This window comes from Serratia sp. SA088, assembly GCF_049065515.1.
GTDB lineage: Bacteria > Pseudomonadota > Gammaproteobacteria > Enterobacterales > Enterobacteriaceae > Serratia > Serratia nematodiphila.
The window spans coordinates 1-26,282 of sequence record NZ_JBAKGW010000018.1 but is presented as its reverse complement, the minus strand read 5'-3'; the positions used below and the strand labels follow the sequence as shown (position 1 = coordinate 26,282).

Annotated in this window: 44 protein-coding genes, 1 rRNA gene and 1 pseudogene; 40 read left to right on the top strand and 6 right to left on the bottom strand. The window is 53.3% G+C overall.

The features are described 5' to 3' along the window. From tuf to ACOWVD_RS25040, 34 genes and pseudogenes are all read left to right on the top strand, one after another. Nucleotides 1-145, top strand: a pseudogene (tuf, locus tag ACOWVD_RS25205) (elongation factor Tu); the annotation flags it as partial. A gap of 131 nt (nt 146-276) precedes the next feature. Continuing rightward, complete coding sequence (bfd, locus tag ACOWVD_RS25200; RefSeq protein ID WP_015379266.1) at nt 277-471, top strand: bacterioferritin-associated ferredoxin; 195 nt, start codon at nt 277-279, stop codon at nt 469-471. A 73-nt stretch (nt 472-544) separates the two neighbouring features. Further along, nucleotides 545-1,024 (top strand): bacterioferritin, encoded by a 480-nt coding sequence (gene bfr / locus ACOWVD_RS25195; protein WP_004929784.1) that lies wholly within the window; start codon nt 545-547, stop codon nt 1,022-1,024. A gap of 378 nt (nt 1,025-1,402) precedes the next feature. Further along, the gene (rpsJ, locus tag ACOWVD_RS25190; protein WP_001181005.1) at nt 1,403-1,714 is read left to right on the top strand and encodes a 30S ribosomal protein S10; all 312 of its coding nucleotides are present in this window, start codon (nt 1,403-1,405) and stop codon (nt 1,712-1,714) included. A gap of 32 nt (nt 1,715-1,746) precedes the next feature. Continuing rightward, complete coding sequence (gene rplC / locus ACOWVD_RS25185; RefSeq protein WP_015379265.1) at nt 1,747-2,376, top strand: 50S ribosomal protein L3; 630 nt, start codon at nt 1,747-1,749, stop codon at nt 2,374-2,376. Between the two features lie 10 nt (nt 2,377-2,386). Beyond that, a complete protein-coding gene (gene rplD, locus ACOWVD_RS25180) occupies nt 2,387-2,992 on the top strand; it encodes a 50S ribosomal protein L4 (RefSeq protein ID WP_004929779.1) in 606 nt (201 codons plus the stop codon). After that, nucleotides 2,989-3,291, top strand: a complete 303-nt coding sequence (rplW, locus tag ACOWVD_RS25175; RefSeq protein ID WP_004929776.1) for a 50S ribosomal protein L23 — start codon at nt 2,989-2,991, stop codon at nt 3,289-3,291. Before rplD ends, rplW begins: the two co-directional genes overlap by 4 nt. Nucleotides 3,292-3,309: 18 nt before the next feature. Next, on the top strand, nt 3,310-4,134 hold the full coding sequence (rplB, locus tag ACOWVD_RS25170; RefSeq protein ID WP_004929775.1) for a 50S ribosomal protein L2: 825 nt from the start codon (nt 3,310-3,312) through the stop codon (nt 4,132-4,134). Nucleotides 4,135-4,148: 14 nt separating this feature from the next. Beyond that, nucleotides 4,149-4,427 carry a 30S ribosomal protein S19 gene (gene rpsS, locus ACOWVD_RS25165; RefSeq protein WP_004929772.1) on the top strand — a complete coding sequence of 93 codons (279 nt, stop codon included), beginning with the start codon at nt 4,149-4,151 and terminating at the stop codon, nt 4,425-4,427. A 14-nt stretch (nt 4,428-4,441) separates the two neighbouring features. Then, entirely contained in the window at nt 4,442-4,774 is a 333-nt protein-coding gene (rplV, locus tag ACOWVD_RS25160; protein WP_002223844.1) for a 50S ribosomal protein L22, read from the top strand. Between the two features lie 17 nt (nt 4,775-4,791). Continuing rightward, nucleotides 4,792-5,490 carry a 30S ribosomal protein S3 gene (gene rpsC, locus ACOWVD_RS25155; RefSeq protein WP_004929766.1) on the top strand — a complete coding sequence of 233 codons (699 nt, stop codon included), beginning with the start codon at nt 4,792-4,794 and terminating at the stop codon, nt 5,488-5,490. Nucleotides 5,491-5,502: 12 nt separating this feature from the next. Beyond that, a complete protein-coding gene (rplP, locus tag ACOWVD_RS25150) occupies nt 5,503-5,913 on the top strand; it encodes a 50S ribosomal protein L16 (protein ID WP_004929764.1) in 411 nt (136 codons plus the stop codon). Then, nucleotides 5,913-6,104 carry a 50S ribosomal protein L29 gene (gene rpmC / locus ACOWVD_RS25145; RefSeq protein ID WP_004929762.1) on the top strand — a complete coding sequence of 64 codons (192 nt, stop codon included), beginning with the start codon at nt 5,913-5,915 and terminating at the stop codon, nt 6,102-6,104. The genes rplP and rpmC overlap by 1 nt, the downstream gene beginning before the upstream one ends. Then, a complete protein-coding gene (gene rpsQ, locus ACOWVD_RS25140) occupies nt 6,105-6,359 on the top strand; it encodes a 30S ribosomal protein S17 (RefSeq protein ID WP_004929760.1) in 255 nt (84 codons plus the stop codon). A gap of 172 nt (nt 6,360-6,531) precedes the next feature. Continuing rightward, nucleotides 6,532-6,903, top strand: a complete 372-nt coding sequence (gene rplN, locus ACOWVD_RS25135; RefSeq protein ID WP_000613954.1) for a 50S ribosomal protein L14 — start codon at nt 6,532-6,534, stop codon at nt 6,901-6,903. 9 nt (nt 6,904-6,912) lie between these two features. Continuing rightward, nucleotides 6,913-7,227 carry a 50S ribosomal protein L24 gene (gene rplX, locus ACOWVD_RS25130; RefSeq protein ID WP_004929758.1) on the top strand — a complete coding sequence of 105 codons (315 nt, stop codon included), beginning with the start codon at nt 6,913-6,915 and terminating at the stop codon, nt 7,225-7,227. 14 nt (nt 7,228-7,241) lie between these two features. Next, nucleotides 7,242-7,781 carry a 50S ribosomal protein L5 gene (rplE, locus tag ACOWVD_RS25125; protein WP_004929756.1) on the top strand — a complete coding sequence of 180 codons (540 nt, stop codon included), beginning with the start codon at nt 7,242-7,244 and terminating at the stop codon, nt 7,779-7,781. A gap of 13 nt (nt 7,782-7,794) precedes the next feature. Continuing rightward, nucleotides 7,795-8,100: a 30S ribosomal protein S14 gene (gene rpsN / locus ACOWVD_RS25120; RefSeq protein WP_004929754.1), complete on the top strand. Its 306-nt coding sequence runs from the start codon at nt 7,795-7,797 to the stop codon at nt 8,098-8,100. Nucleotides 8,101-8,130: 30 nt separating this feature from the next. Continuing rightward, complete coding sequence (gene rpsH / locus ACOWVD_RS25115; RefSeq protein WP_004929753.1) at nt 8,131-8,523, top strand: 30S ribosomal protein S8; 393 nt, start codon at nt 8,131-8,133, stop codon at nt 8,521-8,523. A 14-nt stretch (nt 8,524-8,537) separates the two neighbouring features. Further along, nucleotides 8,538-9,071, top strand: a complete 534-nt coding sequence (rplF, locus tag ACOWVD_RS25110; protein WP_004929751.1) for a 50S ribosomal protein L6 — start codon at nt 8,538-8,540, stop codon at nt 9,069-9,071. Nucleotides 9,072-9,080: 9 nt separating this feature from the next. Next, on the top strand, nt 9,081-9,434 hold the full coding sequence (gene rplR / locus ACOWVD_RS25105; protein WP_004929748.1) for a 50S ribosomal protein L18: 354 nt from the start codon (nt 9,081-9,083) through the stop codon (nt 9,432-9,434). A 14-nt stretch (nt 9,435-9,448) separates the two neighbouring features. After that, entirely contained in the window at nt 9,449-9,949 is a 501-nt protein-coding gene (rpsE, locus tag ACOWVD_RS25100; RefSeq protein ID WP_004929747.1) for a 30S ribosomal protein S5, read from the top strand. A 6-nt stretch (nt 9,950-9,955) separates the two neighbouring features. Next, the gene (rpmD, locus tag ACOWVD_RS25095) at nt 9,956-10,135 is read left to right on the top strand and encodes a 50S ribosomal protein L30 (protein WP_048232028.1); all 180 of its coding nucleotides are present in this window, start codon (nt 9,956-9,958) and stop codon (nt 10,133-10,135) included. A 3-nt stretch (nt 10,136-10,138) separates the two neighbouring features. Further along, nucleotides 10,139-10,573: a 50S ribosomal protein L15 gene (rplO, locus tag ACOWVD_RS25090; RefSeq protein ID WP_004929742.1), complete on the top strand. Its 435-nt coding sequence runs from the start codon at nt 10,139-10,141 to the stop codon at nt 10,571-10,573. Between the two features lie 7 nt (nt 10,574-10,580). Then, nucleotides 10,581-11,912 (top strand): preprotein translocase subunit SecY, encoded by a 1,332-nt coding sequence (secY, locus tag ACOWVD_RS25085; protein WP_004929740.1) that lies wholly within the window; start codon nt 10,581-10,583, stop codon nt 11,910-11,912. A gap of 33 nt (nt 11,913-11,945) precedes the next feature. Further along, entirely contained in the window at nt 11,946-12,062 is a 117-nt protein-coding gene (gene rpmJ, locus ACOWVD_RS25080) for a 50S ribosomal protein L36 (RefSeq protein ID WP_002227352.1), read from the top strand. A gap of 148 nt (nt 12,063-12,210) precedes the next feature. Next, nucleotides 12,211-12,567 carry a 30S ribosomal protein S13 gene (gene rpsM, locus ACOWVD_RS25075; RefSeq protein WP_004929734.1) on the top strand — a complete coding sequence of 119 codons (357 nt, stop codon included), beginning with the start codon at nt 12,211-12,213 and terminating at the stop codon, nt 12,565-12,567. 16 nt (nt 12,568-12,583) lie between these two features. Next, nucleotides 12,584-12,973, top strand: a complete 390-nt coding sequence (gene rpsK / locus ACOWVD_RS25070) for a 30S ribosomal protein S11 (protein WP_004929731.1) — start codon at nt 12,584-12,586, stop codon at nt 12,971-12,973. A gap of 30 nt (nt 12,974-13,003) precedes the next feature. Continuing rightward, nucleotides 13,004-13,624, top strand: a complete 621-nt coding sequence (gene rpsD, locus ACOWVD_RS25065; RefSeq protein ID WP_004929729.1) for a 30S ribosomal protein S4 — start codon at nt 13,004-13,006, stop codon at nt 13,622-13,624. A gap of 25 nt (nt 13,625-13,649) precedes the next feature. Beyond that, the gene (locus tag ACOWVD_RS25060; protein ID WP_002919219.1) at nt 13,650-14,639 is read left to right on the top strand and encodes a DNA-directed RNA polymerase subunit alpha; all 990 of its coding nucleotides are present in this window, start codon (nt 13,650-13,652) and stop codon (nt 14,637-14,639) included. Between the two features lie 40 nt (nt 14,640-14,679). After that, nucleotides 14,680-15,069 (top strand): 50S ribosomal protein L17, encoded by a 390-nt coding sequence (rplQ, locus tag ACOWVD_RS25055; protein ID WP_004929726.1) that lies wholly within the window; start codon nt 14,680-14,682, stop codon nt 15,067-15,069. Nucleotides 15,070-15,217: 148 nt separating this feature from the next. Continuing rightward, nucleotides 15,218-15,592, top strand: coding sequence for a DUF1992 domain-containing protein (locus ACOWVD_RS25050; protein WP_004929724.1), 375 nt, complete (start codon nt 15,218-15,220; stop codon nt 15,590-15,592). After that, complete coding sequence (gene zntR, locus ACOWVD_RS25045; protein WP_016930321.1) at nt 15,592-16,023, top strand: Zn(2+)-responsive transcriptional regulator; 432 nt, start codon at nt 15,592-15,594, stop codon at nt 16,021-16,023. Before ACOWVD_RS25050 ends, zntR begins: the two co-directional genes overlap by 1 nt. Before the next feature lie 75 nt (nt 16,024-16,098). Then, complete coding sequence (locus tag ACOWVD_RS25040; RefSeq protein ID WP_004929720.1) at nt 16,099-16,305, top strand: alternative ribosome-rescue factor A; 207 nt, start codon at nt 16,099-16,101, stop codon at nt 16,303-16,305. Nucleotides 16,306-16,362: 57 nt separating this feature from the next. Here the strand turns inward: ACOWVD_RS25040 and mscL are convergent, their stop codons facing one another. From mscL to def, 5 genes are all read right to left on the bottom strand, one after another. Continuing rightward, nucleotides 16,363-16,779: a large-conductance mechanosensitive channel protein MscL gene (gene mscL / locus ACOWVD_RS25035; protein ID WP_015379263.1), complete on the bottom strand. Its 417-nt coding sequence runs from the start codon at nt 16,777-16,779 to the stop codon at nt 16,363-16,365. A 137-nt stretch (nt 16,780-16,916) separates the two neighbouring features. Then, on the bottom strand, nt 16,917-18,293 hold the full coding sequence (gene trkA, locus ACOWVD_RS25030) for a Trk system potassium transporter TrkA (protein ID WP_004929716.1): 1,377 nt from the start codon (nt 18,291-18,293) through the stop codon (nt 16,917-16,919). 55 nt (nt 18,294-18,348) lie between these two features. Beyond that, nucleotides 18,349-19,638, bottom strand: coding sequence for a 16S rRNA (cytosine(967)-C(5))-methyltransferase RsmB (rsmB, locus tag ACOWVD_RS25025; protein ID WP_049241889.1), 1,290 nt, complete (start codon nt 19,636-19,638; stop codon nt 18,349-18,351). Nucleotides 19,639-19,710: 72 nt separating this feature from the next. Then, nucleotides 19,711-20,655, bottom strand: coding sequence for a methionyl-tRNA formyltransferase (gene fmt / locus ACOWVD_RS25020; protein WP_049241887.1), 945 nt, complete (start codon nt 20,653-20,655; stop codon nt 19,711-19,713). 17 nt (nt 20,656-20,672) lie between these two features. Then, entirely contained in the window at nt 20,673-21,182 is a 510-nt protein-coding gene (def, locus tag ACOWVD_RS25015) for a peptide deformylase (protein ID WP_004929710.1), read from the bottom strand. A gap of 133 nt (nt 21,183-21,315) precedes the next feature. Here def and dprA point away from each other — a divergent pair, with 133 nt between their 5' ends. Genes dprA through aroE form a run of 5 tightly spaced genes read left to right on the top strand, consistent with a single transcriptional unit; the run spans nt 21,316 to nt 24,860 of the window. Beyond that, nucleotides 21,316-22,437 carry a DNA-protecting protein DprA gene (gene dprA / locus ACOWVD_RS25010; RefSeq protein ID WP_021505263.1) on the top strand — a complete coding sequence of 374 codons (1,122 nt, stop codon included), beginning with the start codon at nt 21,316-21,318 and terminating at the stop codon, nt 22,435-22,437. After that, entirely contained in the window at nt 22,409-22,882 is a 474-nt protein-coding gene (smg, locus tag ACOWVD_RS25005) for a DUF494 family protein Smg (protein WP_004929707.1), read from the top strand. Before dprA ends, smg begins: the two co-directional genes overlap by 29 nt. 25 nt (nt 22,883-22,907) lie before the next feature. Beyond that, nucleotides 22,908-23,453: a type I DNA topoisomerase gene (locus tag ACOWVD_RS25000; protein WP_004929705.1), complete on the top strand. Its 546-nt coding sequence runs from the start codon at nt 22,908-22,910 to the stop codon at nt 23,451-23,453. A 7-nt stretch (nt 23,454-23,460) separates the two neighbouring features. Then, entirely contained in the window at nt 23,461-24,030 is a 570-nt protein-coding gene (tsaC, locus tag ACOWVD_RS24995; protein WP_049241885.1) for an L-threonylcarbamoyladenylate synthase type 1 TsaC, read from the top strand. A gap of 11 nt (nt 24,031-24,041) precedes the next feature. Then, nucleotides 24,042-24,860, top strand: a complete 819-nt coding sequence (gene aroE, locus ACOWVD_RS24990) for a shikimate dehydrogenase (RefSeq protein WP_049241893.1) — start codon at nt 24,042-24,044, stop codon at nt 24,858-24,860. Between the two features lie 38 nt (nt 24,861-24,898). Here the strand turns inward: aroE and ACOWVD_RS24985 are convergent, their stop codons facing one another. Further along, nucleotides 24,899-25,441 carry a gamma carbonic anhydrase family protein gene (locus ACOWVD_RS24985; protein ID WP_004929699.1) on the bottom strand — a complete coding sequence of 181 codons (543 nt, stop codon included), beginning with the start codon at nt 25,439-25,441 and terminating at the stop codon, nt 24,899-24,901. A 509-nt stretch (nt 25,442-25,950) separates the two neighbouring features. Between ACOWVD_RS24985 and ACOWVD_RS24980 the strand changes: the two genes are divergently transcribed. Beyond that, nucleotides 25,951-26,282 (top strand): 16S ribosomal RNA (locus ACOWVD_RS24980); the annotation flags it as partial.

The following is a 26,282-nucleotide window of genomic DNA, read 5'->3' as shown; positions in this document are numbered from 1 at the left end:
CGTAGAGATGGTAATGCCAGGCGACAACGTGAACATGGTTGTAACCCTGATTCACCCAATCGCGATGGACGACGGTCTGCGTTTCGCAATCCGTGAAGGCGGCCGTACTGTAGGCGCTGGTGTTGTTGCTAAAGTTATCGCTTAATCGCGAATAATTTTTCGACACAAAAAAGGGCACTCCGGTGCCCTTTTTTTATGCAATTCGTATAAATCTTAATTGAAATAAAAACCATTCCTATTTAGACTCAATGCATTGGTTAAGAAGTGAGTCTCTCTATGTATGTATGTCTGTGTAATGCGGTGACTGACAAAGCGATCCGTAATGCGGTGCGTCAGCACAACCCCCATACCATGAAGCAGCTGCGTGAACTTGTGCCGATTGGTACCGATTGTGGAAAGTGCATTCGTCAGGCAAGACAGATTATGGTGGAGGAACGCGGAACTATCATCCCAATGCATGAAGTTGCCTAACAAAGGGTAAGGTTATTTTTGACTCTTGGCTTACAGGTTCTACACTTTTAGAACTGGCCAGGAGGAGTTACCTATGAAAGGCGATAAAAAGATCATTGCTCACCTCAACAAGCTGCTCGGCAACGAGCTGGTTGCCATCAATCAATATTTCCTGCACGCCCGCATGTTCAAGAATTGGGGTTTAATGCGCCTCAACGATAAGGAATACCATGAGTCGATCGACGAAATGAAACATGCCGATCGCTACATCGAGCGCATCCTGTTCCTGGAAGGAATACCTAATCTGCAAGACCTCGGCAAGCTGAACATCGGCGAAGACATTGAAGAGATGCTGCGTTCCGATCTGGCGCTGGAATTGGCGGGCGCCAAGAACCTGCGCGAAGGTATCGCCTACGCCGACTCGATTCACGATTATGTCAGCCGTGATTTGATGATCGACATTCTGGCCGATGAAGAAGAGCATATCGACTGGCTGGAAACCGAGCTGGATCTGATCGCTCGCCTCGGCATTCAAAACTATGCCCAGGCCCAGATTTTAGAGCGCAAAGAGTAAGCCTGCCTTCCGTTCGTCATCGCCTCTCCTGCCGGCGACCGTTTTTACGGCGGGGCAGGGGAGCTGCCCGCCAAGCATAATTCATACCTTGATCGCCACCTTCATCCCGTGATCGTCGCTGAAGACGCAAAAATGACGATTTCCTGAGCATATTTCCAACTGCGGCTTGCTTCCTGGGCCATTTTGCGTATAATGCGCGGGCTTACCTAATCTTGGTAAGCCTGATTTTAGCGAATCAGTCGATTGGCAGGTCTTTTTTGCCTTTCGAACAATACTCCCGATATGGGGGTTATATGTTGACGATTACACTCCCCCATCAATCGAAATGGGTGTGAGGAGTAATTATTTACGTTTATAAATAATTGGAGCTCTGGTCTCATGCAGAACCAAAGAATCCGTATCCGCCTGAAAGCGTTTGATCATCGTCTGATCGATCAATCAACCGCGGAAATCGTCGAGACTGCAAAGCGCACTGGTGCGCAAGTCCGTGGTCCGATCCCGCTGCCAACTCGCAAAGAGCGCTTTACCGTTCTGATCTCTCCGCACGTCAACAAAGACGCGCGCGATCAGTACGAGATTCGCACTCACAAGCGTCTGGTTGACATCGTTGAGCCAACCGAGAAAACCGTTGATGCTCTGATGCGTCTGGATCTGGCTGCCGGTGTAGACGTGCAGATCAGCCTGGGTTAATCAGGTCATTGAGCGATTGAGAGGTTGAAACAATGATTGGTTTAGTCGGTAAAAAAGTGGGTATGACCCGTATCTTCACTGAAGATGGCGTTTCTATCCCAGTAACCGTAATTGAAATTGAAGCGAACCGCGTGACTCAGGTTAAAAGCCTGGACACCGACGGTTACCGTGCCGTTCAGGTTACCACTGGTAGCAAAAAAGCTAACCGTGTAACCAAGCCGGAAGCGGGCCATTTCGCTAAAGCTGGCGTTGAAGCTGGCCGTGGTCTGTGGGAATTCCGCCTGGAAGAAGGTCAAGAATTCGCTGCAGGTCAGGAAATTAGCGTAGAAATCTTCGCTGACGTTAAAAAAGTCGATGTTACCGGTACTTCTAAAGGTAAAGGTTTTGCTGGCACTGTTAAGCGCTGGAACTTCCGTACCCAAGACGCTACCCACGGTAACTCCTTGTCTCACCGCGTTCCGGGTTCTATCGGTCAGAACCAGACTCCGGGCAAAGTGTTCAAAGGCAAGAAAATGGCTGGCCACCTGGGTGATGAGCGCGTAACCGTTCAAAGCCTGGACGTAGTACGTGTTGACGCTGAGCGCAACCTGCTGCTGGTTAAGGGTGCTGTACCGGGCGCAACCGGTGGCAACCTGATCGTTAAACCAGCTGTGAAGGCGTAAGGGGATAGCAATGGAATTAGTATTGAAAGACGCGCAAAGCGCGCTGACTGTTTCCGAAACTACCTTCGGTCGTGATTTCAACGAAGCGCTGGTACACCAGGTTGTTGTTGCTTATGCAGCAGGTGCCCGTCAAGGTACTCGTGCTCAGAAGACCCGTGCTGAAGTAACTGGTTCCGGCAAAAAGCCATGGCGTCAGAAAGGCACCGGCCGTGCGCGTTCAGGTTCTGTAAAGAGCCCGATCTGGCGTTCAGGCGGCGTGACCTTTGCTGCTAAGCCACAGGACCACAGTCAGAAAGTAAACAAAAAGATGTACCGCGGCGCGCTGAAAAGCATCCTGTCCGAACTGGTACGTCAAGATCGTCTGATCGTTGTCGAGAAGTTCTCTGTAGAAGCGCCTAAAACTAAGCTGCTGGCACAGAAACTGAAAGATATGGCTCTGGAAGACGTGCTGATCGTGACCGGTGAACTGGATGAGAATCTGTTCCTGGCAGCTCGCAACCTGTACAAGGTTGACGTGCGCGATGTAGCAGGTATCGATCCGGTTAGCCTGATCGCCTTCGACAAAGTGGTTATGACTGCTGATGCTGTGAAGCAAGTTGAGGAGATGCTGGCATGATCCGTGAAGAACGTTTGCTGAAAGTGCTGCGTGCACCGCACGTATCTGAAAAAGCATCCGCTGCGATGGAAAAAAGCAACACCATCGTTCTCAAAGTTGCCAAAGACGCGACCAAAGCAGAAATCAAAGCTGCAGTGCAGAAACTGTTTGAAGTCGAAGTCAAAGACGTGAACACCCTGGTAGTTAAAGGGAAAGTGAAGCGTCACGGTCAGCGTGTTGGTCGTCGTAGCGACTGGAAAAAAGCTTACGTCACCCTGAAAGAAGGCCAGAATCTGGACTTCATCGGCGGCGCAGAGTAAGTCGGAGGAGTAAGAACAATGGCAATTGTTAAATGTAAACCTACATCTCCGGGTCGTCGCCACGTTGTTAAAGTGGTTAACCCTGAGCTGCACAAGGGTAAACCTTATGCCCCGCTGCTGGAAAAACTGAGCAAAAGCGGTGGTCGTAACAACAATGGCCGTATCACCACCCGTCATATCGGTGGTGGCCACAAGCAACATTATCGTCTGGTTGACTTCAAGCGCAACAAAGACGGTATCCCTGCTGTGGTTGAGCGTCTGGAGTACGATCCGAACCGTTCCGCGAACATCGCGCTGGTTCTGTACAAAGACGGCGAACGCCGTTACATCCTGGCGCCGAAAGGCCTGAAAGCTGGTGACCAGATTCAATCTGGCGTTGATGCTGCAATCAAAGCGGGTAACACCCTGCCGATGCGCAACATTCCAGTTGGTTCAACGGTTCACAACGTAGAAATGAAACCAGGTAAAGGCGGCCAGATGGCTCGCTCCGCTGGCGCCTACGTTCAGATCGTTGCTCGTGATGGTTCCTACGTAACTCTGCGTCTGCGCTCCGGCGAAATGCGTAAAGTTCCAGCTGATTGCCGCGCCACCCTGGGTGAAGTCGGTAACGCTGAACACATGCTTCGCGTTCTGGGTAAAGCAGGTGCTGCACGTTGGCGTGGTGTTCGTCCTACCGTTCGCGGTACGGCGATGAACCCGGTAGATCACCCGCACGGTGGTGGTGAAGGTCGTAACTTTGGTAAGCACCCGGTAACTCCGTGGGGCGTTCAGACCAAAGGTAAGAAGACCCGTAGCAACAAGCGTACTGATAAGTTCATCGTACGTCGCCGTAGCAAAAAATAATTAGAGGATAAGCCATGCCACGTTCTCTCAAGAAAGGTCCTTTTATTGACCTGCACTTGCTGAAGAAGGTAGAGAAAGCGGTGGAAAGCGGTGACAAGAAGCCTTTGCGCACTTGGTCCCGTCGTTCAACGATCTTTCCTAACATGATCGGTTTGACCATCGCTGTCCATAATGGTCGTCAGCACGTACCAGTGTTCGTTTCCGATGAAATGGTCGGTCACAAACTGGGTGAATTCGCGCCGACTCGTACTTATCGCGGCCATGCGGCTGATAAAAAAGCTAAAAAGCGCTAAGGTAGGAGGAAGAGATGGAAACTATCGCTAAACATCGCCACGCTCGTTCTTCTGCTCAGAAGGTTCGCCTTGTTGCTGACCTGATTCGCGGTAAGAAAGTGTCGCAAGCTCTGGAAACTCTGACCTACACCAACAAGAAAGCTGCTGGTCTGGTTAAGAAAGTGCTGGAGTCTGCCATTGCTAACGCAGAACACAACGATGGCGCTGACATCGATGATCTGAAAGTTACGAAAATCTTCGTAGACGAAGGCCCAAGCATGAAGCGCATTATGCCGCGTGCAAAAGGTCGTGCAGATCGCATCCTGAAGCGCACCAGCCACATTACTGTGGTTGTGTCCGATCGCTGAGACTCTGGAGACTAGCAATGGGTCAGAAAGTACATCCTAATGGTATTCGCCTGGGTATTGTCAAACCTTGGAACTCTACTTGGTATGCGAATACCAAAGAATTCGCTGACAACCTGGACAGCGACTTTAAAGTTCGTCAATTCCTGACTAAGGAACTGTCGAAAGCTTCCGTTTCTCGCATCGTTATCGAGCGTCCTGCGAAGAGCATCCGTGTGACCATTCACACTGCTCGCCCAGGCATCGTTATCGGCAAGAAAGGTGAAGACGTCGAAAAACTGCGCAAGGTCGTAGCGGACATCGCTGGCGTTCCTGCACAGATCAACATCGCCGAAGTCCGTAAACCGGAACTCGACGCTAAATTGGTTGCTGACAGCATCACTTCTCAGCTGGAACGTCGCGTTATGTTCCGTCGTGCTATGAAGCGTGCAGTACAGAACGCAATGCGTCTTGGCGCTAAAGGTATCAAAGTTGAAGTAAGCGGCCGTCTTGGCGGCGCCGAAATCGCACGTACCGAATGGTACCGCGAAGGTCGTGTTCCATTGCACACTCTGCGTGCGGACATCGACTACAACACATCTGAAGCGCACACCACTTATGGTGTAATCGGCGTTAAGGTATGGATCTTCAAAGGTGAGATCCTGGGTGGTATGGCTGCAGTTGAACAACCGGAACCGGCTGCTCAACCTAAAAAGCAGCAGCGTAAAGGCCGCAAGTAAGGAGAGTCGCTGATGTTACAACCAAAGCGTACAAAATTCCGTAAGGTGCACAAGGGCCGCAACCGTGGTCTGGCGCAAGGTACGGATGTTAGCTTCGGCACTTTCGGTCTGAAAGCTGTTGGCCGTGGCCGTCTGACTGCTCGTCAAATCGAAGCAGCTCGTCGTGCAATGACTCGTGCAGTTAAGCGTCAAGGCAAGATCTGGATCCGTGTATTCCCGGACAAACCGATCACCGAGAAGCCGCTGGAAGTGCGTATGGGTAAAGGTAAGGGTAACGTGGAGTATTGGGTTGCCCTGATCCAGCCTGGTAAGGTCCTGTACGAAATGGACGGCGTGCCAGAAGAGGTTGCCCGCGAGGCATTCAAACTGGCAGCAGCGAAACTGCCGATCAAAACCACCTTTGTAACTAAGACGGTGATGTAATGAAAGCACAAGAGCTGCGTGAAAAAAGCGTTGAAGAGCTGAATGCCGAGCTGCTCAACCTGCTGCGTGAGCAATTCAACTTGCGCATGCAGGCGGCCAGTGGCCAGCTGCAACAAACTCACCTGTTGAAACAAGTGCGTCGTGACGTCGCACGCGTTAAGACTTTACTGACTCAAAAGGCGGGTGTGTAAATGACTGAAGTTATCCGTACCCTGCAGGGTCGTGTTGTTAGCGATAAAATGGAGAAATCCATCGTTGTTGCTATCGAGCGTACTGTGAAGCACCCGATCTACGGGAAATTCATCAAACGTACGACCAAGCTGCACGTACATGACGAGAACAACGAATGTGGTACCGGCGACGTGGTGGAAATCCGCGAATGCCGCCCACTGTCCAAGACCAAGTCCTGGACGTTGGTTCGCGTTGTAGAGAAAGCGATTCTGTAATAGAGTAGCTGGCTCTCACTTAATAAACGGCTCAGAAAATGAGCCGTTTATTTTTTCTACCCATACCAAGTAAGCGGTGTTATAATGCTGCGCCCTCGGTTATGGGGCTTTTCAACGGCCTAATTTTTACTTGGGTCTTTAAAGTAGTAGTTGACATTAGCGGAGCACTAAAATGATCCAAGAACAGACTATGCTGAACGTCGCCGACAACTCCGGTGCACGTCGCGTAATGTGTATCAAGGTTCTAGGTGGCTCGCACCGTCGCTACGCAGGCGTCGGCGACATCATCAAAATTACCATCAAGGAAGCAATTCCTCGCGGTAAGGTGAAGAAAGGCGATGTTCTGAAGGCGGTAGTGGTGCGCACCAAGAAGGGTGTACGTCGCCCGGACGGTTCTGTCATTCGCTTCGATGGCAATGCATGCGTTATTTTGAACAATAACAGCGAGCAGCCAATCGGTACGCGTATTTTTGGGCCGGTAACTCGTGAACTGCGTAATGAGAAGTTCATGAAAATTATCTCTCTGGCACCAGAAGTACTCTAAGGAGCGAACATGGCAGCGAAGATCCGTCGTGATGACGAAGTTATCGTGATTACCGGGAAAGACAAAGGTAAGCGCGGTAAAGTAAAAAATGTCCTGTCTGCTGGCAAGGTCATTGTTGAAGGCATCAACCTGGTTAAGAAACACCAGAAGCCGGTTCCGGCTCTGAACCAACCAGGCGGCATTGTTGAGAAAGAAGCTGCAATTCAGGTTTCTAACATTGCTATCTTCAACGCGGCTACCGGCAAGGCTGACCGTGTAGGCTTTAGATTCGAAGACGGCAAAAAAGTCCGTTTCTTCAAGTCTAACAGCGAAACTATCAAGTAATTTGGAGTAATACGATGGCGAAACTGCATGATTACTACAAAGACGAGGTAGTCAAACAACTGATGTCTCAGTTTGATTACAACTCTGTCATGCAAGTCCCTCGGGTCGAGAAGATCACCCTGAACATGGGTGTTGGTGAAGCGATTGCTGACAAGAAACTGCTGGATAACGCCGCAGCGGACCTGGCAGCCATCTCCGGTCAAAAACCGTTGATCACCAAAGCCCGCAAATCTGTTGCAGGCTTCAAAATCCGTCAGGGCTATCCGATCGGCTGTAAAGTAACTCTGCGTGGCGAACGCATGTGGGAGTTCTTTGAGCGTCTGATCTCCATTGCTGTTCCACGTATCCGTGACTTCCGTGGCCTGTCCGCCAAGTCATTCGATGGCCGTGGCAACTACAGCATGGGCGTGCGTGAGCAAATCATCTTCCCAGAAATCGACTACGACAAAGTCGATCGCGTTCGTGGTTTGGATATTACCATTACCACTACTGCGAAATCTGATGATGAAGGCCGCGCGCTGCTGGCTGCTTTTAACTTCCCGTTCCGCAAGTAAGGCAGGGTTACTGATGGCTAAGCAATCAATGAAAGCACGCGAAGTCAAGCGCGTGAAATTAGCTGACAAGTTCTTTGCAAAACGCGCTGAACTGAAAGCTATTATCTCTGATGTGAACGCATCCGATGAAGATCGTTGGAATGCCGTTCTCAAGCTGCAAACTCTGCCGCGTGATTCCAGCCCGTCTCGTCAGCGTAAACGCTGCCGCCAAACTGGCCGTCCACATGGTTATGTGGGCAAATTCGGGTTGAGCCGTATTAAGCTTCGTGAAGCCGCTATGCGCGGTGAAGTACCAGGCTTGAAAAAGGCTAGCTGGTAATTACCAATTGAATCACGGGAGTAAAGACAGATGAGCATGCAAGATCCGATCGCGGATATGCTGACCCGTATCCGTAACGGTCAAGCCGCGAACAAAGTTGCGGTCACCATGCCTTCCTCCAAGCTGAAAGTGGCAATTGCCAACGTGCTGAAGGAAGAAGGTTTTATTGAAGATTTCAAAATCGAAGGCGACGCCAAGCCTGTTCTGGAACTGGTACTGAAGTACTTCCAGGGCAAAGCTGTGGTAGAAAGCATTCAACGTATCAGCCGTCCAGGTCTGCGCATCTACAAGAAAAAAGATGAGCTGCCAAAAGTTATGGCCGGTTTGGGTATCGCTGTTGTTTCTACCTCTAAAGGTGTTATGACCGATCGTGCAGCTCGCCAGGCTGGTCTGGGTGGCGAGATTATCTGCTACGTAGCTTAATTCGGGAGGAAAGAATGTCTCGTGTTGCAAAAGCACCCGTCGTCATTCCTGCCGGCGTAGAGGTAAAACTCAACGGTCAGGTTATTTCGATTAAGGGTAAAAACGGCGAGTTGACTCGTACTATCCACGACGCCGTTGAAGTGAAGCAAGAAGCTAACGCACTGACTTTCGCTCCGCGCGAAGGTTTTGCTAACGCATGGGCCCAAGCGGGTACTACGCGCGCTCTGCTGAACGCAATGGTTGTTGGTGTTACCGAAGGCTTCACCAAGAAGCTTCAACTGGTAGGTGTTGGTTATCGTGCTGCCGTTAAAGGCAACGTGGTGAATTTGGCCCTGGGCTTCTCTCACCCTATCGATCACCAGCTGCCGGCAGGTATCACTGCTGAATGCCCAAGCCAAACTGAAATCGTGCTGAAAGGCGCTGATAAGCAGGTAATTGGCCAGGTAGCAGCAGATCTGCGCGCTTACCGTCGTCCTGAGCCTTACAAAGGCAAGGGTGTTCGTTACGCCGACGAAGTCGTGCGTACCAAAGAGGCTAAGAAGAAGTAAGGTAACACTATGGATAAGAAATCTGCTCGTATCCGTCGTGCGACCCGCGCACGCCGCAAGCTCCAAGAGCTGGGTGCAACCCGCCTGGTGGTACATCGTACCCCGCGTCACATTTACGCACAGGTGATTGCTCCAAACGGTTCTGAAGTACTGGTAGCCGCTTCTACTTTAGAAAAAGCTATCGCGGAGCAACTGAAGTATTCCGGTAACAAAGACGCAGCAGCAGCCGTAGGTAAAGCTCTGGCTGAGCGCGCGTTGGAAAAAGGGATTGCGAAAGTATCCTTTGACCGTTCCGGTTTCCAATATCATGGTCGAGTCCAGGCACTGGCAGATGCTGCCCGTGAAGCTGGCCTTCAGTTCTAAGGAAGAGGTTTAAGATGGCTCACATCGAAAAACAAGCTGGCGAACTGCAGGAAAAGCTGATCGCGGTAAACCGCGTATCTAAAACCGTAAAAGGTGGCCGTATTTTCAGCTTTACCGCACTGACTGTAGTTGGTGATGGTAACGGTCGCGTTGGTTTTGGCTACGGCAAAGCACGCGAAGTTCCAGCAGCGATCCAGAAAGCGATGGAAAAAGCCCGTCGCAACATGATGAACGTCGCGCTGAACAGCGGCACCCTGCAGCACCCTGTTAAGGGCGCTCACACGGGTTCTCGCGTGTTCATGCAGCCTGCTCATGAAGGTACCGGTATCATCGCGGGCGGTGCAATGCGCGCCGTTCTCGAAGTTGCTGGGGTGCACAACGTATTGGCTAAAGCTTATGGTTCCACCAACCCGATCAACGTGGTTCGTGCAACTATCGACGCTCTGGCGAATATGAAGTCTCCTGAAATGGTCGCTGCTAAGCGTGGTAAATCCGTTGCCGACATTCTGGGGTAATTGACCATGGCTAAGACTATTAAAGTTACACAAACTCGCAGCTCAATTGGCCGTCTGCCGAAGCATAAAGCTACTCTGCTCGGTCTGGGTCTGCGTCGTATTGGTCACACCGTAGAGCGCGAGGATACTCCTGCTGTTCGCGGTATGGTCAACCTGGTTTCCTACATGGTTAAAGTTGAGGAGTAACAGATGCGTTTAAATACTCTGTCTCCGGCTGAAGGTGCCAAGCATGCGCCTAAGCGTGTAGGTCGTGGTATTGGTTCTGGCCTGGGTAAAACCGGCGGCCGTGGTCACAAAGGTCAGAAGTCTCGTTCTGGCGGTGGCGTACGTCGTGGTTTCGAAGGTGGTCAGATGCCTCTGTACCGTCGTCTGCCGAAATTCGGCTTCACTTCACGCAAAGCGATGATCACGGCAGAAGTTCGTCTGTCTGAGCTGGCTCTGGTTGAAGGCGATGTTATCGACCTGAACGCGCTGAAAGCCGCTAACGTAGTTGGTGTCCAGATCGAATTCGCGAAAGTTGTACTTTCTGGCGAAGTCGCTCGTCCGGTAACCCTGCGTGGTCTGCGTGTCACCAAAGGCGCTCGTGCTGCTATCGAGGCTGCTGGCGGTAAAATTGAGGAATAAGTAGCAGATGGCTAAGCAACCAGGATTAGATTTTCAAAGTGCTAAAGGCGGGCTCGGCGAGCTGAAGCGCAGACTTTTGTTTGTCATCGGCGCGCTGATTGTCTTCCGCATCGGCTCTTTCATTCCGATTCCTGGTATCGATGCCACTGTGCTTGCCAAATTGCTTGAGCAGCAGAGAGGCACTATCATTGAAATGTTTAACATGTTCTCTGGTGGTGCCCTCAGCCGTGCTTCTATCTTTGCTCTGGGGATCATGCCGTATATCTCGGCGTCGATCATTATCCAGCTGCTGACGGTGGTTCATCCAGCGTTGGCGGAAATCAAGAAAGAAGGGGAGGCTGGCCGTCGCAAGATTAGCCAGTACACCCGCTACGGTACGCTGGTATTGGCCATATTCCAGTCGATCGGTATTGCTACCGGTCTGCCGAATATGCCTGGTATGCAGGGCCTGGTGTTAAACCCAGGCTTTGCATTCTACTTTACTGCGGTTGTGAGCCTGGTAACCGGGACAATGTTCCTGATGTGGCTGGGTGAGCAGATTACTGAGCGCGGTATCGGCAACGGTATCTCGATCATTATCTTCGCGGGTATTGTAGCGGGGCTCCCGCCGGCAGTGGCCCATACTATTGAGCAAGCGCGGCAAGGCGACCTGCACTTCCTCCTGCTGCTGTTGGTTGCAGTATTGGTGTTTGCAGTAACCTTCTTCGTTGTTTTCATCGAGCGTGGTCAACGTCGTATCGTCGTTAACTATGCGAAGCGTCAACAAGGTCGTCGTGTTTATGCAGCACAGAGTACACACTTACCGTTGAAAGTGAACATGGCGGGTGTTATCCCGGCGATTTTCGCTTCCAGCATTATTCTGTTCCCGGCCACGATTGCATCATGGTTTGGGGGCGGTACCGGTTGGAACTGGCTGACTACGATTTCGCTGTATTTGCAGCCAGGGCAACCGCTTTATGTGTTACTCTATGCGTCTGCAATCATCTTCTTCTGTTTCTTCTACACGGCGTTGGTTTTCAACCCGCGTGAGACAGCAGATAACCTGAAGAAGTCCGGTGCCTTCGTACCAGGAATTCGTCCGGGAGAGCAAACGGCGAAGTATATCGATAAAGTAATGACGCGTTTAACCCTGGTGGGCGCGATGTACATTACTTTCATCTGCCTGATCCCGGAGTTCATGCGTGATGCAATGAAAGTACCATTCTACTTTGGTGGTACCTCGCTACTGATCGTGGTTGTCGTCATCATGGACTTTATGGCTCAAGTGCAAACTCTGATGATGTCAAGTCAGTACGAGTCTGCATTGAAGAAAGCAAATCTGAAAGGCTATAACCGCTAGTCAGATTCGTTTGAGAAGTTACGGAGAGTAAAAATGAAAGTTCGTGCTTCCGTCAAGAAATTATGTCGTAACTGCAAAATCGTTAAGCGTAACGGTGTCGTTCGTGTGATTTGCAGCGCCGAGCCGAAGCATAAACAGCGTCAAGGCTGATTATCTCGCATATTTTTCTTGCAAAGTTGGGTTGAGCTGGCTAGATTAGCCAGCCAATCTTTTGTATGTCGCACTGCAACATTATTTGAGTATCCTGAAAACGGGCTTTTCAGAATGGTGTTGCTGTATAAAATAGTAGGAGTGCATAGTGGCCCGTATAGCAGGCATTAACATTCCTGATCATAAACATACCGTTATCGCCTTAACGTCGATCTTCGGTATCGGTAAAACCCGTTCACAGGCTATCTGTGCATCTACGGGTATTGCTGAAAATGTTAAGATCAGTGAGCTGTCTGAAGAGCAAATCGAAAAGCTTCGTGATGCAGTTGCCAAATACACCGTTGAGGGTGATTTGCGTCGTGAAATTACCCTGAGCATCAAGCGTCTTATGGACCTTGGTTGCTATCGTGGTTTGCGTCATCGTCGTGGTCTGCCGGTACGCGGTCAGCGCACCAAGACCAACGCTCGTACCCGTAAGGGTCCGCGCAAGCCGATCAAGAAATAATCGGGGTTATTGAATAATGGCAAAGGCACCTGTTCGTACACGTAAGCGTGTAAGAAAGCAAGTCTCTGACGGCGTGGCTCATATCCATGCTTCTTTCAACAACACCATCGTTACCATCACTGATCGTCAGGGTAATGCTTTGGGTTGGGCAACAGCCGGTGGTTCCGGTTTCCGTGGTTCTCGTAAGTCCACTCCGTTCGCAGCACAGGTTGCAGCAGAACGTTGTGCTGACGCAGTGAAAGAATACGGTATCAAGAACCTGGAAGTTATGGTTAAAGGACCTGGTCCTGGTCGTGAGTCTACTATCCGCGCTCTGAACGCGGCTGGTTTCCGCATCACTAACATTACTGATGTGACTCCGATCCCTCATAACGGTTGTCGTCCGCCGAAAAAGCGCCGCGTGTAACGCAGCTTTTAGGATTGTTGGAGAAAGAAAATGGCAAGATATTTGGGTCCTAAGCTCAAGCTGAGCCGTCGTGAGGGCACAGACCTGTTCCTTAAGTCTGGCGTTCGCGCGATCGATTCCAAGTGTAAAATTGAACAAGCACCTGGTCAGCACGGTGCGCGTAAACCGCGTCTGTCTGATTACGGTGTTCAGTTGCGTGAGAAGCAGAAAGTTCGTCGTATGTACGGCATTCTGGAGCGTCAATTCCGCAACTATTACAAAGAAGCAACCCGCCTGAAGGGCAACACCGGTGAAAACCTGTTGCAGCTGCTGGAAGGTCGTCTGGACAACGTTGTTTACCGTATGGGCTTCGGCGCTACTCGTGCAGAGTCACGTCAGCTGGTTAGCCACAAAGCAGTTATGGTAAACGGTCGCGTTGTTAACATCGCTTCTTATCAGGTATCTCCGAATGACGTAGTCAGCATCCGCGAGAAAGCTAAAAAGCAGTCTCGTGTTAAAGCTTCTCTGGAGCTGGCTGAGCAGCGTGAAAAGCCGACTTGGCTGGAAGTTGATGCTGCTAAGATGGAAGGCGTGTTCAAGCGTATGCCTGAACGTACCGATCTGTCTGCGGACATTAACGAACACCTGATCGTCGAGCTTTACTCCAAGTAAAGCTTAGTACCAAAGAGAGGACACAATGCAGGGTTCTGTGACAGAGTTTCTAAAACCGCGCCTGGTAGATATCGAGCAAGTCAGTTCGACGCACGCCAAGGTGACCCTTGAGCCTTTAGAGCGTGGCTTTGGCCATACTCTTGGCAACGCACTGCGCCGTATTCTGCTTTCATCTATGCCGGGTTGCGCGGTGACCGAGGTTGAGATTGATGGTGTACTGCATGAGTACAGCACCAAAGAAGGCGTACAGGAAGATATCCTGGAGATCCTGCTCAACCTGAAAGGGCTGGCGGTGAGAGTTCAAGGCAAAGACGAAGTTATTCTTACCCTGAATAAATCTGGCATTGGCCCTGTGACCGCTGCCGACATCACCCATGATGGTGATGTCGAAATCGTCAAGCCTCAGCACGTGATTTGCCACCTGACTGATGAGAACGCGGCTATCAGCATGCGTATCAAAGTTCAGCGCGGTCGCGGTTATGTGCCGGCTTCTGCCCGAATTCATTCGGAAGAAGATGAGCGCCCAATCGGTCGTCTGTTGGTTGACGCCTGCTACAGCCCTGTAGAGCGTATCGCCTACAATGTTGAAGCTGCGCGTGTAGAACAGCGTACTGACTTGGATAAGCTGGTCATCGAAATGGAGACCAATGGCACGATCGATCCTGAAGAGGCGATCCGCCGTGCGGCCACCATTCTGGCTGAACAACTTGAAGCTTTCGTTGACCTGCGTGATGTGCGTCAGCCGGAAGTTAAAGAAGAGAAACCGGAATTCGATCCGATCTTGCTGCGCCCTGTTGACGATCTGGAATTGACTGTCCGCTCTGCTAACTGCCTCAAGGCAGAAGCTATCCACTACATCGGTGATCTGGTACAGCGTACCGAGGTTGAGTTGCTGAAAACGCCAAACCTGGGTAAAAAATCTCTTACCGAGATTAAAGACGTGCTGGCCTCACGTGGTCTGTCTCTGGGCATGCGCCTGGAAAACTGGCCGCCGGCAAGCATTGCTGACGAGTAACCGGATCACAGGTTAAGGTTTTACTGAGAAGGATAAGGTCATGCGCCATCGTAAGAGTGGTCGTCAACTGAACCGTAACAGCAGCCATCGCCAGGCTATGTTCCGTAACATGGCCGGCTCTTTGGTTCGTCATGAGATCATCAAGACGACCCTGCCAAAAGCAAAAGAGCTGCGTCGCGTTGTTGAGCCGCTGATTACTCTTGCCAAGACCGACAGCGTAGCTAATCGTCGTCTGGCATTCGCCCGTACTCGTGATAACGAGATCGTGGCAAAACTGTTTAACGAGCTGGGCCCGCGTTTCGCGAGCCGTGCCGGTGGTTACACTCGCATTCTGAAGTGTGGCTTCCGCGCAGGCGACAACGCGCCGATGGCATACATCGAGCTGGTTGATCGTGCTGAGTCTCAAGCAGAAGTAGCAACTGCAGAGTAATCTGTAGACGCGTAAAAAAACCGGGCTTGCCCGGTTTTTTTACGTCCAAATCCAGCCAAATGTGCGCAATTCCCCTGCAGTGCTTAAGATCCCCGCCCCTATCCGCTATGCTAAGGCTTATTCATTAGGCTAACCGAGGCTGTCTGTCATGGGGTTGCTTGATCAATGGGCGGAACGTCATATCCTTGATGCTCAGGATAAAGGCGAGTTCGACAACCTGCCTGGCCAGGGGCAGCCGCTGGCGCTGGAAGATGACAGCGCGGTGCCGCCCGAGCTACGCGCCGGTTACCGTTTGCTGAAAAATGCCGGTTACCTGCCGCCGGCGCTGGAAGATCGTAAAGAGGCGTTGACCGTTGCTCGCTTGCTGCAAGAGATTAATAGCGAACATCCGGACTATGTCGATCTCAGCAAGCGCATGGCGCTACTGGAGCACCGGCTGCGTCAGGCTGGGATGAGCACCGATTTCTTGCATGGCGAATATCAGCGCGCGCTTGATGGCAAGTTCACCCGAGAGGAGCGGTAATGTTCAAGATAGGTCAGTTGGCCAAGCTCGCCGAAGTGACGCCGGATACCGTGCGTTACTATGAAAAGCAGGGCATGATGGATCACAATGTCCGCACCGAAGGCGGTTATCGGCTGTATACGGAGCAGGACCTGCAGCGGCTGCGTTTTATTCGCTATGCCAAACAGTTGGGCTTTACTCTGGAAACGATCGCCGAACTGCTGTCGATCCGGGTTGATCCTGAACACCATACCTGCCAGGAATCGAAGTCGATCGTCGATGCTCGCCTGAGTGAAGTTGAAAGCAAGTTGGCGGAGCTGACCCGCATGCGCGAATCGTTGAAACGCTTGAGTGATGCCTGCTGTGGCACCGCCCATACCAGCAACTATTGTTCTATTCTGGAAGCCTTGGAACAGGGCGCCAGCGATGATAAAGGCAAAAAAGGTTGCTGACGGCACTTTAATTTTTATATTGCCGGCAGTATTATCGGCTCGTTTTATTACCCTACCTTTTACAGGAGCATTACCATGACGAAATATCGTCACACTAAAGGCCAGATTCAAGATAACGCCATTGAGGCGCTGCTGCATGACCCGCTATTCCGCCAACGAGTGGAAAAGAATGTGAAAGGCAAAGGCAGCTACCGGCGTAAAGAAAAACACAACAAAGGCGGTAACTGGGAGGCCAGTGGCAAACTATCAAACGATAATTTACCACTGGCTTTCTGGTTTTAAGGCATTAAAAAAGCCACCTTCATCGGTGGCTTTTTATTGGCGTAACTTAATGCTGTTTTACAGCTTTGGCTGCTGTTGCTGGCTCAGCAAATCACGGATTTCCGTCAGCAGTTTCTCTTCTGCGGTTGGTTCTGGCGGCGCTGCCGGCGCTTCTTCCTGCTTGCGGCGCATCTTGTTCATCAGTTTAATCGCCAGGAAGATAGCGAAGGCGACAATCACAAAGTCAAATACGGTCTGGATGAATGAACCATAGTTCATTACCACCGCCGGTACGGCGCCCTGAGCTTCACGTAACACCAGATGGAACTGTTTAAAATCGACGCCGCCAATCAGTAAGCCCAACGGTGGCATGATGATATCAGCCACGAAGGACGAAACAATCTTGCCGAATGCAGCACCGATAATCACACCGACGGCCAGATCGACCACGTTGCCGCGCATGGCAAATTCGCGAAACTCTTTCAACATACTCATAGAACGCACCCCTTGCAGAATTAATAACTCAAGTTTAACAAAGCAATTTCCCTTTGCCACAAATGGCGAGAAGTTTTATCTCCTCCCAAGGCAGAGAACAACTACGCAATTATAGACCATCGCCTAATAAATTCGTTCTACAAGAAGAACGGGCTCGGTTGGAACAAGCGTTCAACGTCCGGCACGAATTTCTTGTCGGTAATAAACATGATGACGTGATCGCCCTGTTCGATTTTGCTGTTGCCGTTGGCGATGATCACGTCGTCGCCACGCACGATCGCACCGATGGTGGTACCCGGTGGCAGCTTGATGTCTTCCACGATGCGGCCGACCACTTTAGATGTGCTTTCATCGCCGTGGGCAATCGCTTCGATCGCTTCTGCCACGCCGCGGCGCAGTGACGAGACGCTGACGATATCCGCTTTGCGCACATGCCCAAGCAGCGCGGAGATGGTTGCCTGCTGCGGGGAAATGGCAATATCGATCACGCTGCCTTGCACCAGATCGACATAGGCGCGGCGCTGGATCAATACCATCACCTTCTTGGCGCCCATGCGCTTGGCCAGCATGGCGGACATGATGTTGGCCTCATCGTCGTTGGTGATGGCGATGAAAACATCCACCTGCTCGACGTGCTCTTCGGCCAGCAGCTCCTGATCGGAGGCATCGCCGTAGAATACAATGGTGTCGTGCAGCTGTTCGGCCAGCTCGGCGGCGCGTTGCTGATTCCGCTCGATCAGTTTGACGTTGTAGTCTTTTTCCAGCTTGGCGGCCAGGCCGGCGCCGACGTTGCCGCCGCCGACGATCATGATGCGCTTATAGGGTTTTTCCAGCCGCTGCAGTTCGCTCATCACCGCGCGGATATGCTGTGAGGCGGCGACGAAGAACACTTCATCGCCGGCTTCGATAATGGTCGAGCCCTGCGGACGGATCGGACGATCCTGGCGGAATATGGCGGCGACGCGGGTATCGATATGCGGCATGTGCTCGCGCATTGAAGAGAGCGCATTGCCGACCAGCGGGCCGCCGTAATAGGCTTTAACCGCGGCGATGCTGACCTTGCCTTCGGCAAAGTTGACCACCTGCAGCGCGCCAGGGTATTCAATCAGCTTGTAGATATAGTCGATGACCAGCTGCTCCGGCGAAATCAGATGGTCGATTGGCACCGCTTCCGGCAGGAACAGTTTCTCCGACTCGCGGATGTATTCCGGCGCGCGGATACGGGCGATACGGTTAGGGGTATTAAACAGAGAATAGGCGATCTGGCAGGCGATCATGTTGGTTTCGTCGGAGTTGGTGACGGCGACCAGCATGTCGGCGTCTTCTGCGCCGGCTTCGCGCAGCACCCGAGGGTGGGAACCATGCCCCTGAACCACCCGCAAATCGAATTTATCCTGCAGCTGACGCAAGCGGCCGGAATCGGTATCGACGACGGTGATATCGTTGTTTTCACCCACCAGGTTTTCCGCCAGCGTCCCGCCAACCTGACCGGCACCAAGAATAATTATTTTCATCGTGTTCTCTGCTTCACACTGAAAGACTTAGGGCGCGCACGCACGCCCTGAAGCATTACATTTTAATCAGCTTAGCGTAAAAGAAGCCATCGCCGTCCTCGGGATGCGGGCTATTCTGTCGCCCTGGCCGCTGCGCATCGCCGGTTTCAACCAGCTTGGCATCGGCGTGGCGTTGCAAGAACGCGGCGATCTGGTTGCTGTTTTCATCCGGCAGGATAGAACAGGTGGCGTAAACCATCACTCCGCCTGATTTTAGATGCGGCCAGACGGCTTCCAGAATTTCTGCCTGCAGTGCGGCGAGTTCGGCGATGTCGCGATCGCGGCGCAGCCATTTGATGTCGGGATGACGGCGGATCACGCCGGTGGCGGAGCAAGGTGCGTCCAGAAGGATACGGTCGAACTGCTTGTCCCCGCACCACTGCTGCGGAGTGCGGCCATCGCCCAGTTTAACCTCTGCGTGCAAACGCAGACGCTGCAGGTTCTCTTTGACTCGCGCCAGGCGCTGTTCGTCGATATCGACCGCCATGACGTGTGCTTTCGGCGCCGCTTCCAAAATATGCGTGGTTTTGCCGCCGGGTGCGGCGCACAGATCGAGGATCTGTTCGCCGTCTTGCGGATCCAACAGATCGACACAGCCCTGGGCCGAAGCATCTTGTACGGTGACCCAGCCTTCGGCGAACCCTGGCAGATCGGTCACGGCGCAAGGCGCCAGCAAACGCACTGCATCGGCATAGTCTGAATGAGTTTCCGCGGCGATGCCGGCGTCGTTCAGCAGCTGCAGATAAGCGTCACGGGTGTGATGCAGGCGGTTGACGCGCAGCCACATCGGCGGCTTCTGGTTATTGGCGTCGACGATCTGTTCCCAGTTGGCGGGATAAGCCTGTTGAATGCGTTTCAGTAACCAGCTGGGATGCAGATAGCGGCTGTCATTGTTGGCGGCGCGTTGCAACAGCTCTTCCTGCTGGCGTTGAAATTGGCGCAAGACGCCGTTAATCAGGCCTTTTAACTGCGGGCGTTTCAGCGCTACCGCACCTTCCACGGTTTCCGCCAGCACGGCGTGCGCCGGGATGCGGGTATACAGCAGCTGATACAGGCCGACCATCAGCAAGTAGTGCAGCGTACGCTGCTTACCGGTCAGCGGCTTGGCCATCAATTGCTGAATGCACCATTCGAGCTGCGGCAGCACGCGTAACGTGCCGAAACACAGCTCCTGCAGCAACCCGCGATCTTTGTCGCTGATGGAGGTTTGCAGCGCCGGCAGGACAGTGCTGAGCGACTGCCCCTGATCCAGCACCTGGCCGATGGCTTTGGCAGCGATGCTGCGGAGATTGTAATTATTTTTCATAGGCTGAAGCTGATAACGATCGGCATTAAGAAAATAACGGCCCGGCGATGAACGGCCGGGCAGTGGGGTGACTTACAGCCGGTTACCCGGGGTAAACCATTCACGGCGTGAATTTAACAGGTCCTGCGCCGACATCGGTTTCTTACCGGCGGGCTGCAGCTGGATCAGATTGAGGATGCCGTCGGCGGTCGCCACCTGAATGCCTTGCTTGTCGGCATGGACAACGGTGCCCGGCTTCGCGTTGGCGCTTTGCGCCAGCACGCTGGCCTGCCAGACTTTTACCGGTTGATCGTCGATGGTGAAGTAGCTGATCGGCCAAGGGTTGAAGGCGCGGATGCAGCGCTCCAGTTGTGCAGCGGACAGGTTCCAGTCCAGGCGAGCTTCTTCTTTGCTCAGCTTCTCGGCGTAAGTGACCAACGCTTCGTCCTGTACTTCGCGGGTGGCGCTGCCGTCGGCCATTTGGCGCAGCGTCGTCAGCATGCCCTGCGGGCCGAGCTGGGCCAGTTTGCCGTAGAGACTGGCGCTGGTGTCGCTGCTCTCAATCGGGCAGGCGATCTTGTGCATCATGTCGCCGGTATCGAGGCCGGCGTCCATCTGCATGATGGTCACGCCGGTTTCGCTGTCGCCGGCCCAGAGCGAACGCTGGATCGGTGCCGCGCCGCGCCAGCGAGGCAGCAGCGAACCGTGTACGTTGATGCAACCGAGACGCGGCATATCCAGCACCGCTTGCGGCAGGATCAACCCGTAGGCAACAACCACCATCACGTCGGCGTTAAGATCGGCCACCAGGCGCTGGTTCTCTTCTGGGCGCAGCGATTTGGGCTGAAATACCGGCAGTTGGTGTTGTTCAGCCAGCACTTTTACCGGGCTTGGCGTCAACTTGTTGCCGCGGCCTGCCGGGCGGTCGGGCTGGGTAAAAACGCCGACAATCTGGTGCTCAGATGACAACAGCGCGTCAAGATGACGCGCTGCGAAGTCTGGTGTTCCGGCGAAAATAATCCGTAAAGAGTCAGACACGTTGATTTCCTGATCGGTTAGGCGCGGGCTTGGAGCTTGGCCATTTTTTCCAGTTTCTGACGAATGCGCTGGCGCTTCAGCGGCGACAGGTAATCGACGAACAGTTTACCCATCAGGTGATCCATCTCGTGCTGGATGCAGATCGCCAGCAGATCGTCCGCTTCCAGCTCGAAAGATTTGCCTTCGCGATCCAGCGCGCGGATCTTCACCTGCGCGGCGCGTGGTACCAATGCACGCTGCTCGGGAATGGAAAGACAGCCTTCCTCGATGCCGGTTTCGCCGCTTTTTTCCAGCAGCTCCGGATTGATCAGCACCAGGCGCTGATCGCGATTCTCGGAGACGTCGATCACGATAATGCGCTGATGGATATCCACCTGAGTCGCAGCCAGGCCAATGCCTTCCTCTGCGTACATGGTTTCAAACATATCATCCACGATGCGCTGGATATCTGCATTGACTTCTTTTACCGGCGCTGCGACTTTGCGCAGACGCTCGTCTGGGAAATGTAATACCTGCAAGACTGACATATATCTTTAGATCTGTATCCGAGTAATGAACGAGGTTTAACCTCTATTCTAGACATTTCCCGGCCTGATTGACAGCATTGCGCACCAATTGCTCAGATTGGTAATACCACCGTTTTTGCTGAGGGAACAGACGATGCGGCCGGAAGAGATCGCTTTACGGATGCGGGGGGTTACGGGGCTGCAGACCGTCGTGGCCAGCCGGATCGTGCGGCAGTTATCGCAAATGGGTGGTGAGCCTCGCCGCGCGTTGCGTGAACTGGGATTGAATGAACGGCAGCGAGCACAGTTCAACCAGACGGATCCCGGTTATCTGGCGGCCACCTTGCGTTGGCTGGAAGTGCCGGCGCACCGTATGCTGAACTATGCAGCGGCCGGCTATCCCGAATGCCTGGCCCAGATCGACGATGCGCCGCTGTTCCTGCTGATCGATGGAGATCCTCAGGCGCTGTTGCGCCCGCAACTTGCCATGGTTGGCAGCCGGCAGTTCAGCCACTACGGCGAGCGCTGGGCTAACCATTTCGCCGAGGAATTGGCGCGTTGCGGTTTTACCATCACCAGCGGTTTGGCGATCGGCATCGACGGCATTTGCCATCGCGCAGCGCTGGCGGCCGGGGGTTGCACGATAGCGGTGTTGGGCTGCGGGCTGGCCAATGTCTACCCGCGGCGGCACCACAGGCTCGCAGAGCAGATAGTCGAGCAGGGCGGTGCGGTGATTTCAGATCATTTGGTCACCGATTTGCCCCTGGCCGACCATTTTCCGCGCCGCAACCGCATTATCAGCGGGCTGAGCCAGGGCGTTCTGGTCATAGAAGCCTCGTTGCGCAGCGGTACCCTGGTGACGGCTCGCTATGCGCTGGAGCAAGGGCGTGAGGTATTCGCCTTGCCGGGGCCGTTAGGGAACCCGATGAGCGAAGGCACGCACTGGCTGATCCAACAGGGCGCGCATCTGGTGACTGGGCCGAAAGATATCGCCGAATTGCTGGGAAGCGGCCTTCAATGGTTGCCACTGAACGAAAATACAACTATTTGTGCGTCGCAGGCTGAAGTTGAATTGCCATTTGCCGATGTGTTGGCTAACGTAGGAGATGAGGTGACACCTGTTGACGTCGTCGCTGAACGTGCCGGCCAACCTGTGCCAGTGGTGGTAATCAAGTTACTCGAGCTGGAGTTAGCAGGGTGGATCGCAGCTGTACCCGGCGGCTATGTCCGAATAAGGAGGGCAAGCCATGTTCGACGTACTCATGTACTTGTTTGAAACTTATATCCACAATGAACCAGAGATGCGCGTCGATCAGGATCAACTGACCGATGATCTCGCCCAGGCGGGGTTTCATCAGGATGATATCTACAACGCGTTGAATTGGCTTGAGAAGTTGGCCGACCTGCAAGAAGGTCAAAATGCGCCTTACTTTATGGATGCCGATCCGCTGGCGATGCGGATCTATACCGAAGAGGAAAGCGCGCGTTTGGACGCCGGCTGCCGTGGTTTTCTCCTGTTCCTGGAACAGATTCAGGTATTGAACCTCGAAACCCGTGAAATGGTTATCGACCGCGTTATGGCTTTGGATAATGCGGAATTCGATCTCGAAGATCTGAAATGGGTCGTGTTGATGGTGCTGTTTAATATCCCCGGATATGAAAGCGCCTATCAGCAAATGGAAGAACTGTTGTTTGAAGTGAACGAAGGTTATCTGCATTGAGCCGATAACGCGCATAGAAGACGTTATGACAAAAAACGCGATTTTTGCCGCCAGGCAAAATGAACCCTGTCCGGAATGCGGGGCCGAGTTGGTGATCCGTAGCGGTCGCCACGGCCCTTTTCTCGGCTGTTCCCAGTACCCTGAATGCCAATATATTCGGCCGCTGAAAGCACAGGCCGATGGGCATGTCGTTAAGGTGTTGGATGGGCAGCAGTGCCCGAAGTGTCAGGCGACGTTGGTGCTGCGCCAGGGGCGCTACGGCATGTTTATCGGCTGCAGCGATTATCCGCAGTGCGATCACACAGAAGTGATCGACAAGCCTGACGAAACCGCCATTACCTGTCCGCAGTGCGGCCAAGGCAAACTGCTGCAGCGCAAGTCGCGTTACGGCAAGGTTTTTCACTCCTGCGATCGTTACCCGGAATGCCAGTTCGCTCTCAACGTTAAACCCGTCGCTGGTGAATGCGCCTATTGCCATTATCCGCTGCTGATGGAAAAGCGCACGGCAAAAGGCCCCGTCCTGTGCTGTGCCAGCAAGCTGTGCGGAAAACCCGTTGCGACTACAGAATAATCACATCATGAATTCAGAATTAAGCCCGAACCTTTTATCTATCATCGATGCTTTGCATCAACAGCAGGTGATTGCGTATCCCACCGAAGCGGTATTCGGCCTGGGTTGCGATCCCGACAGCGAGCAGGCGGTCAATGCATTGCTGGCGCTGAAACAGCGGCCGTGGGAAAAGGGGCTGATTTTGATCGCCGCCGACTATGCGCAGCTTAAGCCTTATATTGACGACAGTACGCTCAGCGAACAGCAGCGCGCGACGATGTTCGCCAGTTGGCCTGGGCCGGTAACCTGGGTGTTGCCTGCTCGCCCGGAGGCGCCGCGTTTGTTGACCGGGCGTTTCAGTTCACTGGCGGTGCGCGTCAGCGATCATCCGCTGGTGCAGTTGCTGTGCCGGCAGTACGGCAAGCCGCTGGTGTCGACCAGCGCCAATCTCAGTGGGTTGGAACCGTGTCGCAGTGCGGATGAGGTCACGCGGCAGTTCGGCGAGGCTTTCCCGGTATTGGCCGGCAAGGTAGGCGGCCGTCTTAACCCTTCCGAAATCAGAGATGCTCTGACCGGCGAACAGATCCGTCAGGGCTAGAGGTAATGGGCATGGAGAAGTTTGCGGTATTTGGCAACCCTATCGGCCACAGCAAGTCGCCGCGAATTCATGCGCTGTTTGCTGCCCAGACCGGCATTGAGCATCCTTATGGGACGGTGTTGGCGCCGCTGGACGGTTTTGAAACCAGCCTGCAGGCGTTTATCCGCGCCGGAGGGTTGGGGGCGAACGTCACGGTGCCTTTCAAGGAGCGAGCTTATTCGGCAGCCTCTGAACTGAGTGAGCGCGCGGCGATGGCCGGTGCGGTTAACACCCTGAAGGTATTGCCGAATGGCGGTCTATTGGGGGACAACACCGACGGCATCGGTTTGTTGACCGATCTGCAGCGTCAGCAATTGATCCGGCCGCAGGATCGCATTCTGCTGGTGGGCGCCGGCGGCGCGGCGCGCGGCGTGATCCTGCCGCTGCTGTCTTTCGGCTGCCGGCTCACGATCACCAACCGCACTTTCAGCCGGGCCCAAGAGTTGGCCGACGCTTTCCGGCATCTGGGGGAGATCTCGGCGGCGCCGATGGATCAACTGGATCAGCAAGCGTTCGATCTGGTGATCAATGCGACGGCGTCCGGCATCAGCGGGGAGATCCCGGCGTTGCCTGCAGGCGTGGTGAATGCGCAAACCCGTTGCTATGACATGTTCTATCAGCAAGGCGTTACGCCATTTCTGGCCTGGGCGCAGCAGCAGGGCGCAACGGAATACGCCGATGGGCTGGGTATGCTGGTGGGGCAGGCGGCACATGCTTTCCTGCTGTGGCACGGAGTAATGCCAGAGATAGAACCAGTCTTGCGCCAGCTGCGCAGCGAGCTGGTGGCATAAATCCTACCCCGTTCTCTTTATAGGGAACGGGGCGCCCATCAGATATCTTCCGACAGGTATTCGTCTTTCCAGCGTACATAGTTGTTAGAAGAATAAAGCAATCCCTCCAACTCGGCGGCGGTCAAAGGCCGAACCTGGCGTGCCGGGCTACCCATATAAAGATAGCCGCTCGCCAGGCGTTTGCCCGGCGCCACCAAACTGCCGGCGCCAATCATCACGTCATCTTCTACAACTACGCCGTCCAACAGGATCGATCCCATCCCGACCAGCACCCGGTTGCCGATGGCGCAGCCGTGCAGCATCGCTTTATGGCCCACGGTAACGTCTTCGCCAATTAACAGGGGATAACCGTCGGGGTTATGTTCGGAGCGATGAGTCACATGCAGTACGCTGCCGTCCTGAATATTGCTGCGCGCGCCGATCTTTACCGCATTGACGTCGCCCCGGATGGCGACCAACGGCCAGATGCTGACGTCATCCGCCAGATCGACGTCGCCGATCACCACGCTGGAAGGATCGATCAAGACGCGTTGACCGAGTTTGGGTGTGTATTGAAGATAAGAACGTACTGCATCGGACATGGTGCTTGCCTCACGTCGGGATCATATTTACCGGCAATACTAGACCCTGGCGATGGAATTACAACCAGTCGCCGCGCCGGATCCTGCGGAAAATGGCCCTGATCGCACAAGATCCACCCGGAAGGGCTGAAAAGTGTGCAAACAGAAAGAAAAGATCAAAAAAGGGGTTGTGCAAAAAACTCGGATCCCTATAATGCGCCTCCATCGACACGGCGCAAGTGATTCACTTCACAGAGCGGCCGGGAAGAAAGAGAAAAAAATCCTGAAAATTAGGGTTGACTCTGAAAGAGGAAAGCGTAATATACGCCACCTCGAGTTAGCAAGCGAAAGCGCCTAACTCACTGCTCTTTAACAATTTATCAGACAATCTGTGTGGGCACTCCAYAAGACGATATCCAGCATCTTCGGATGCAAAAAAAATATCAAGTCTTGAAGAGTGACTAACTGAAGTAAAATTCATGCAGTAAATCTTTGAGCATCGCTTCTCGAGTGGAAGCAMATCAAGCTTTTAATTGAAGAGTTTGATCATGGCTCAGATTGAACGCTGGCGGCAGGCTTAACACATGCAAGTCGAGCGGTAGCACAGGGGAGCTTGCTCCCTGGGTGACGAGCGGCGGACGGGTGAGTAATGTCTGGGAAACTGCCTGATGGAGGGGGATAACTACTGGAAACGGTAGCTAATACCGCATAACGTCGCAAGACCAAAGAGGGGGACCTTCGGGCCTCTTGCCATCAGATGTGCCCAGATGGGATTAGCTAGTAGGTGGGGTAATGGCTCACCTAGGCGACGATCCCTAGCTGGTCTGAGAGGATGACCAGCCACACTGGAACTGAGACACGG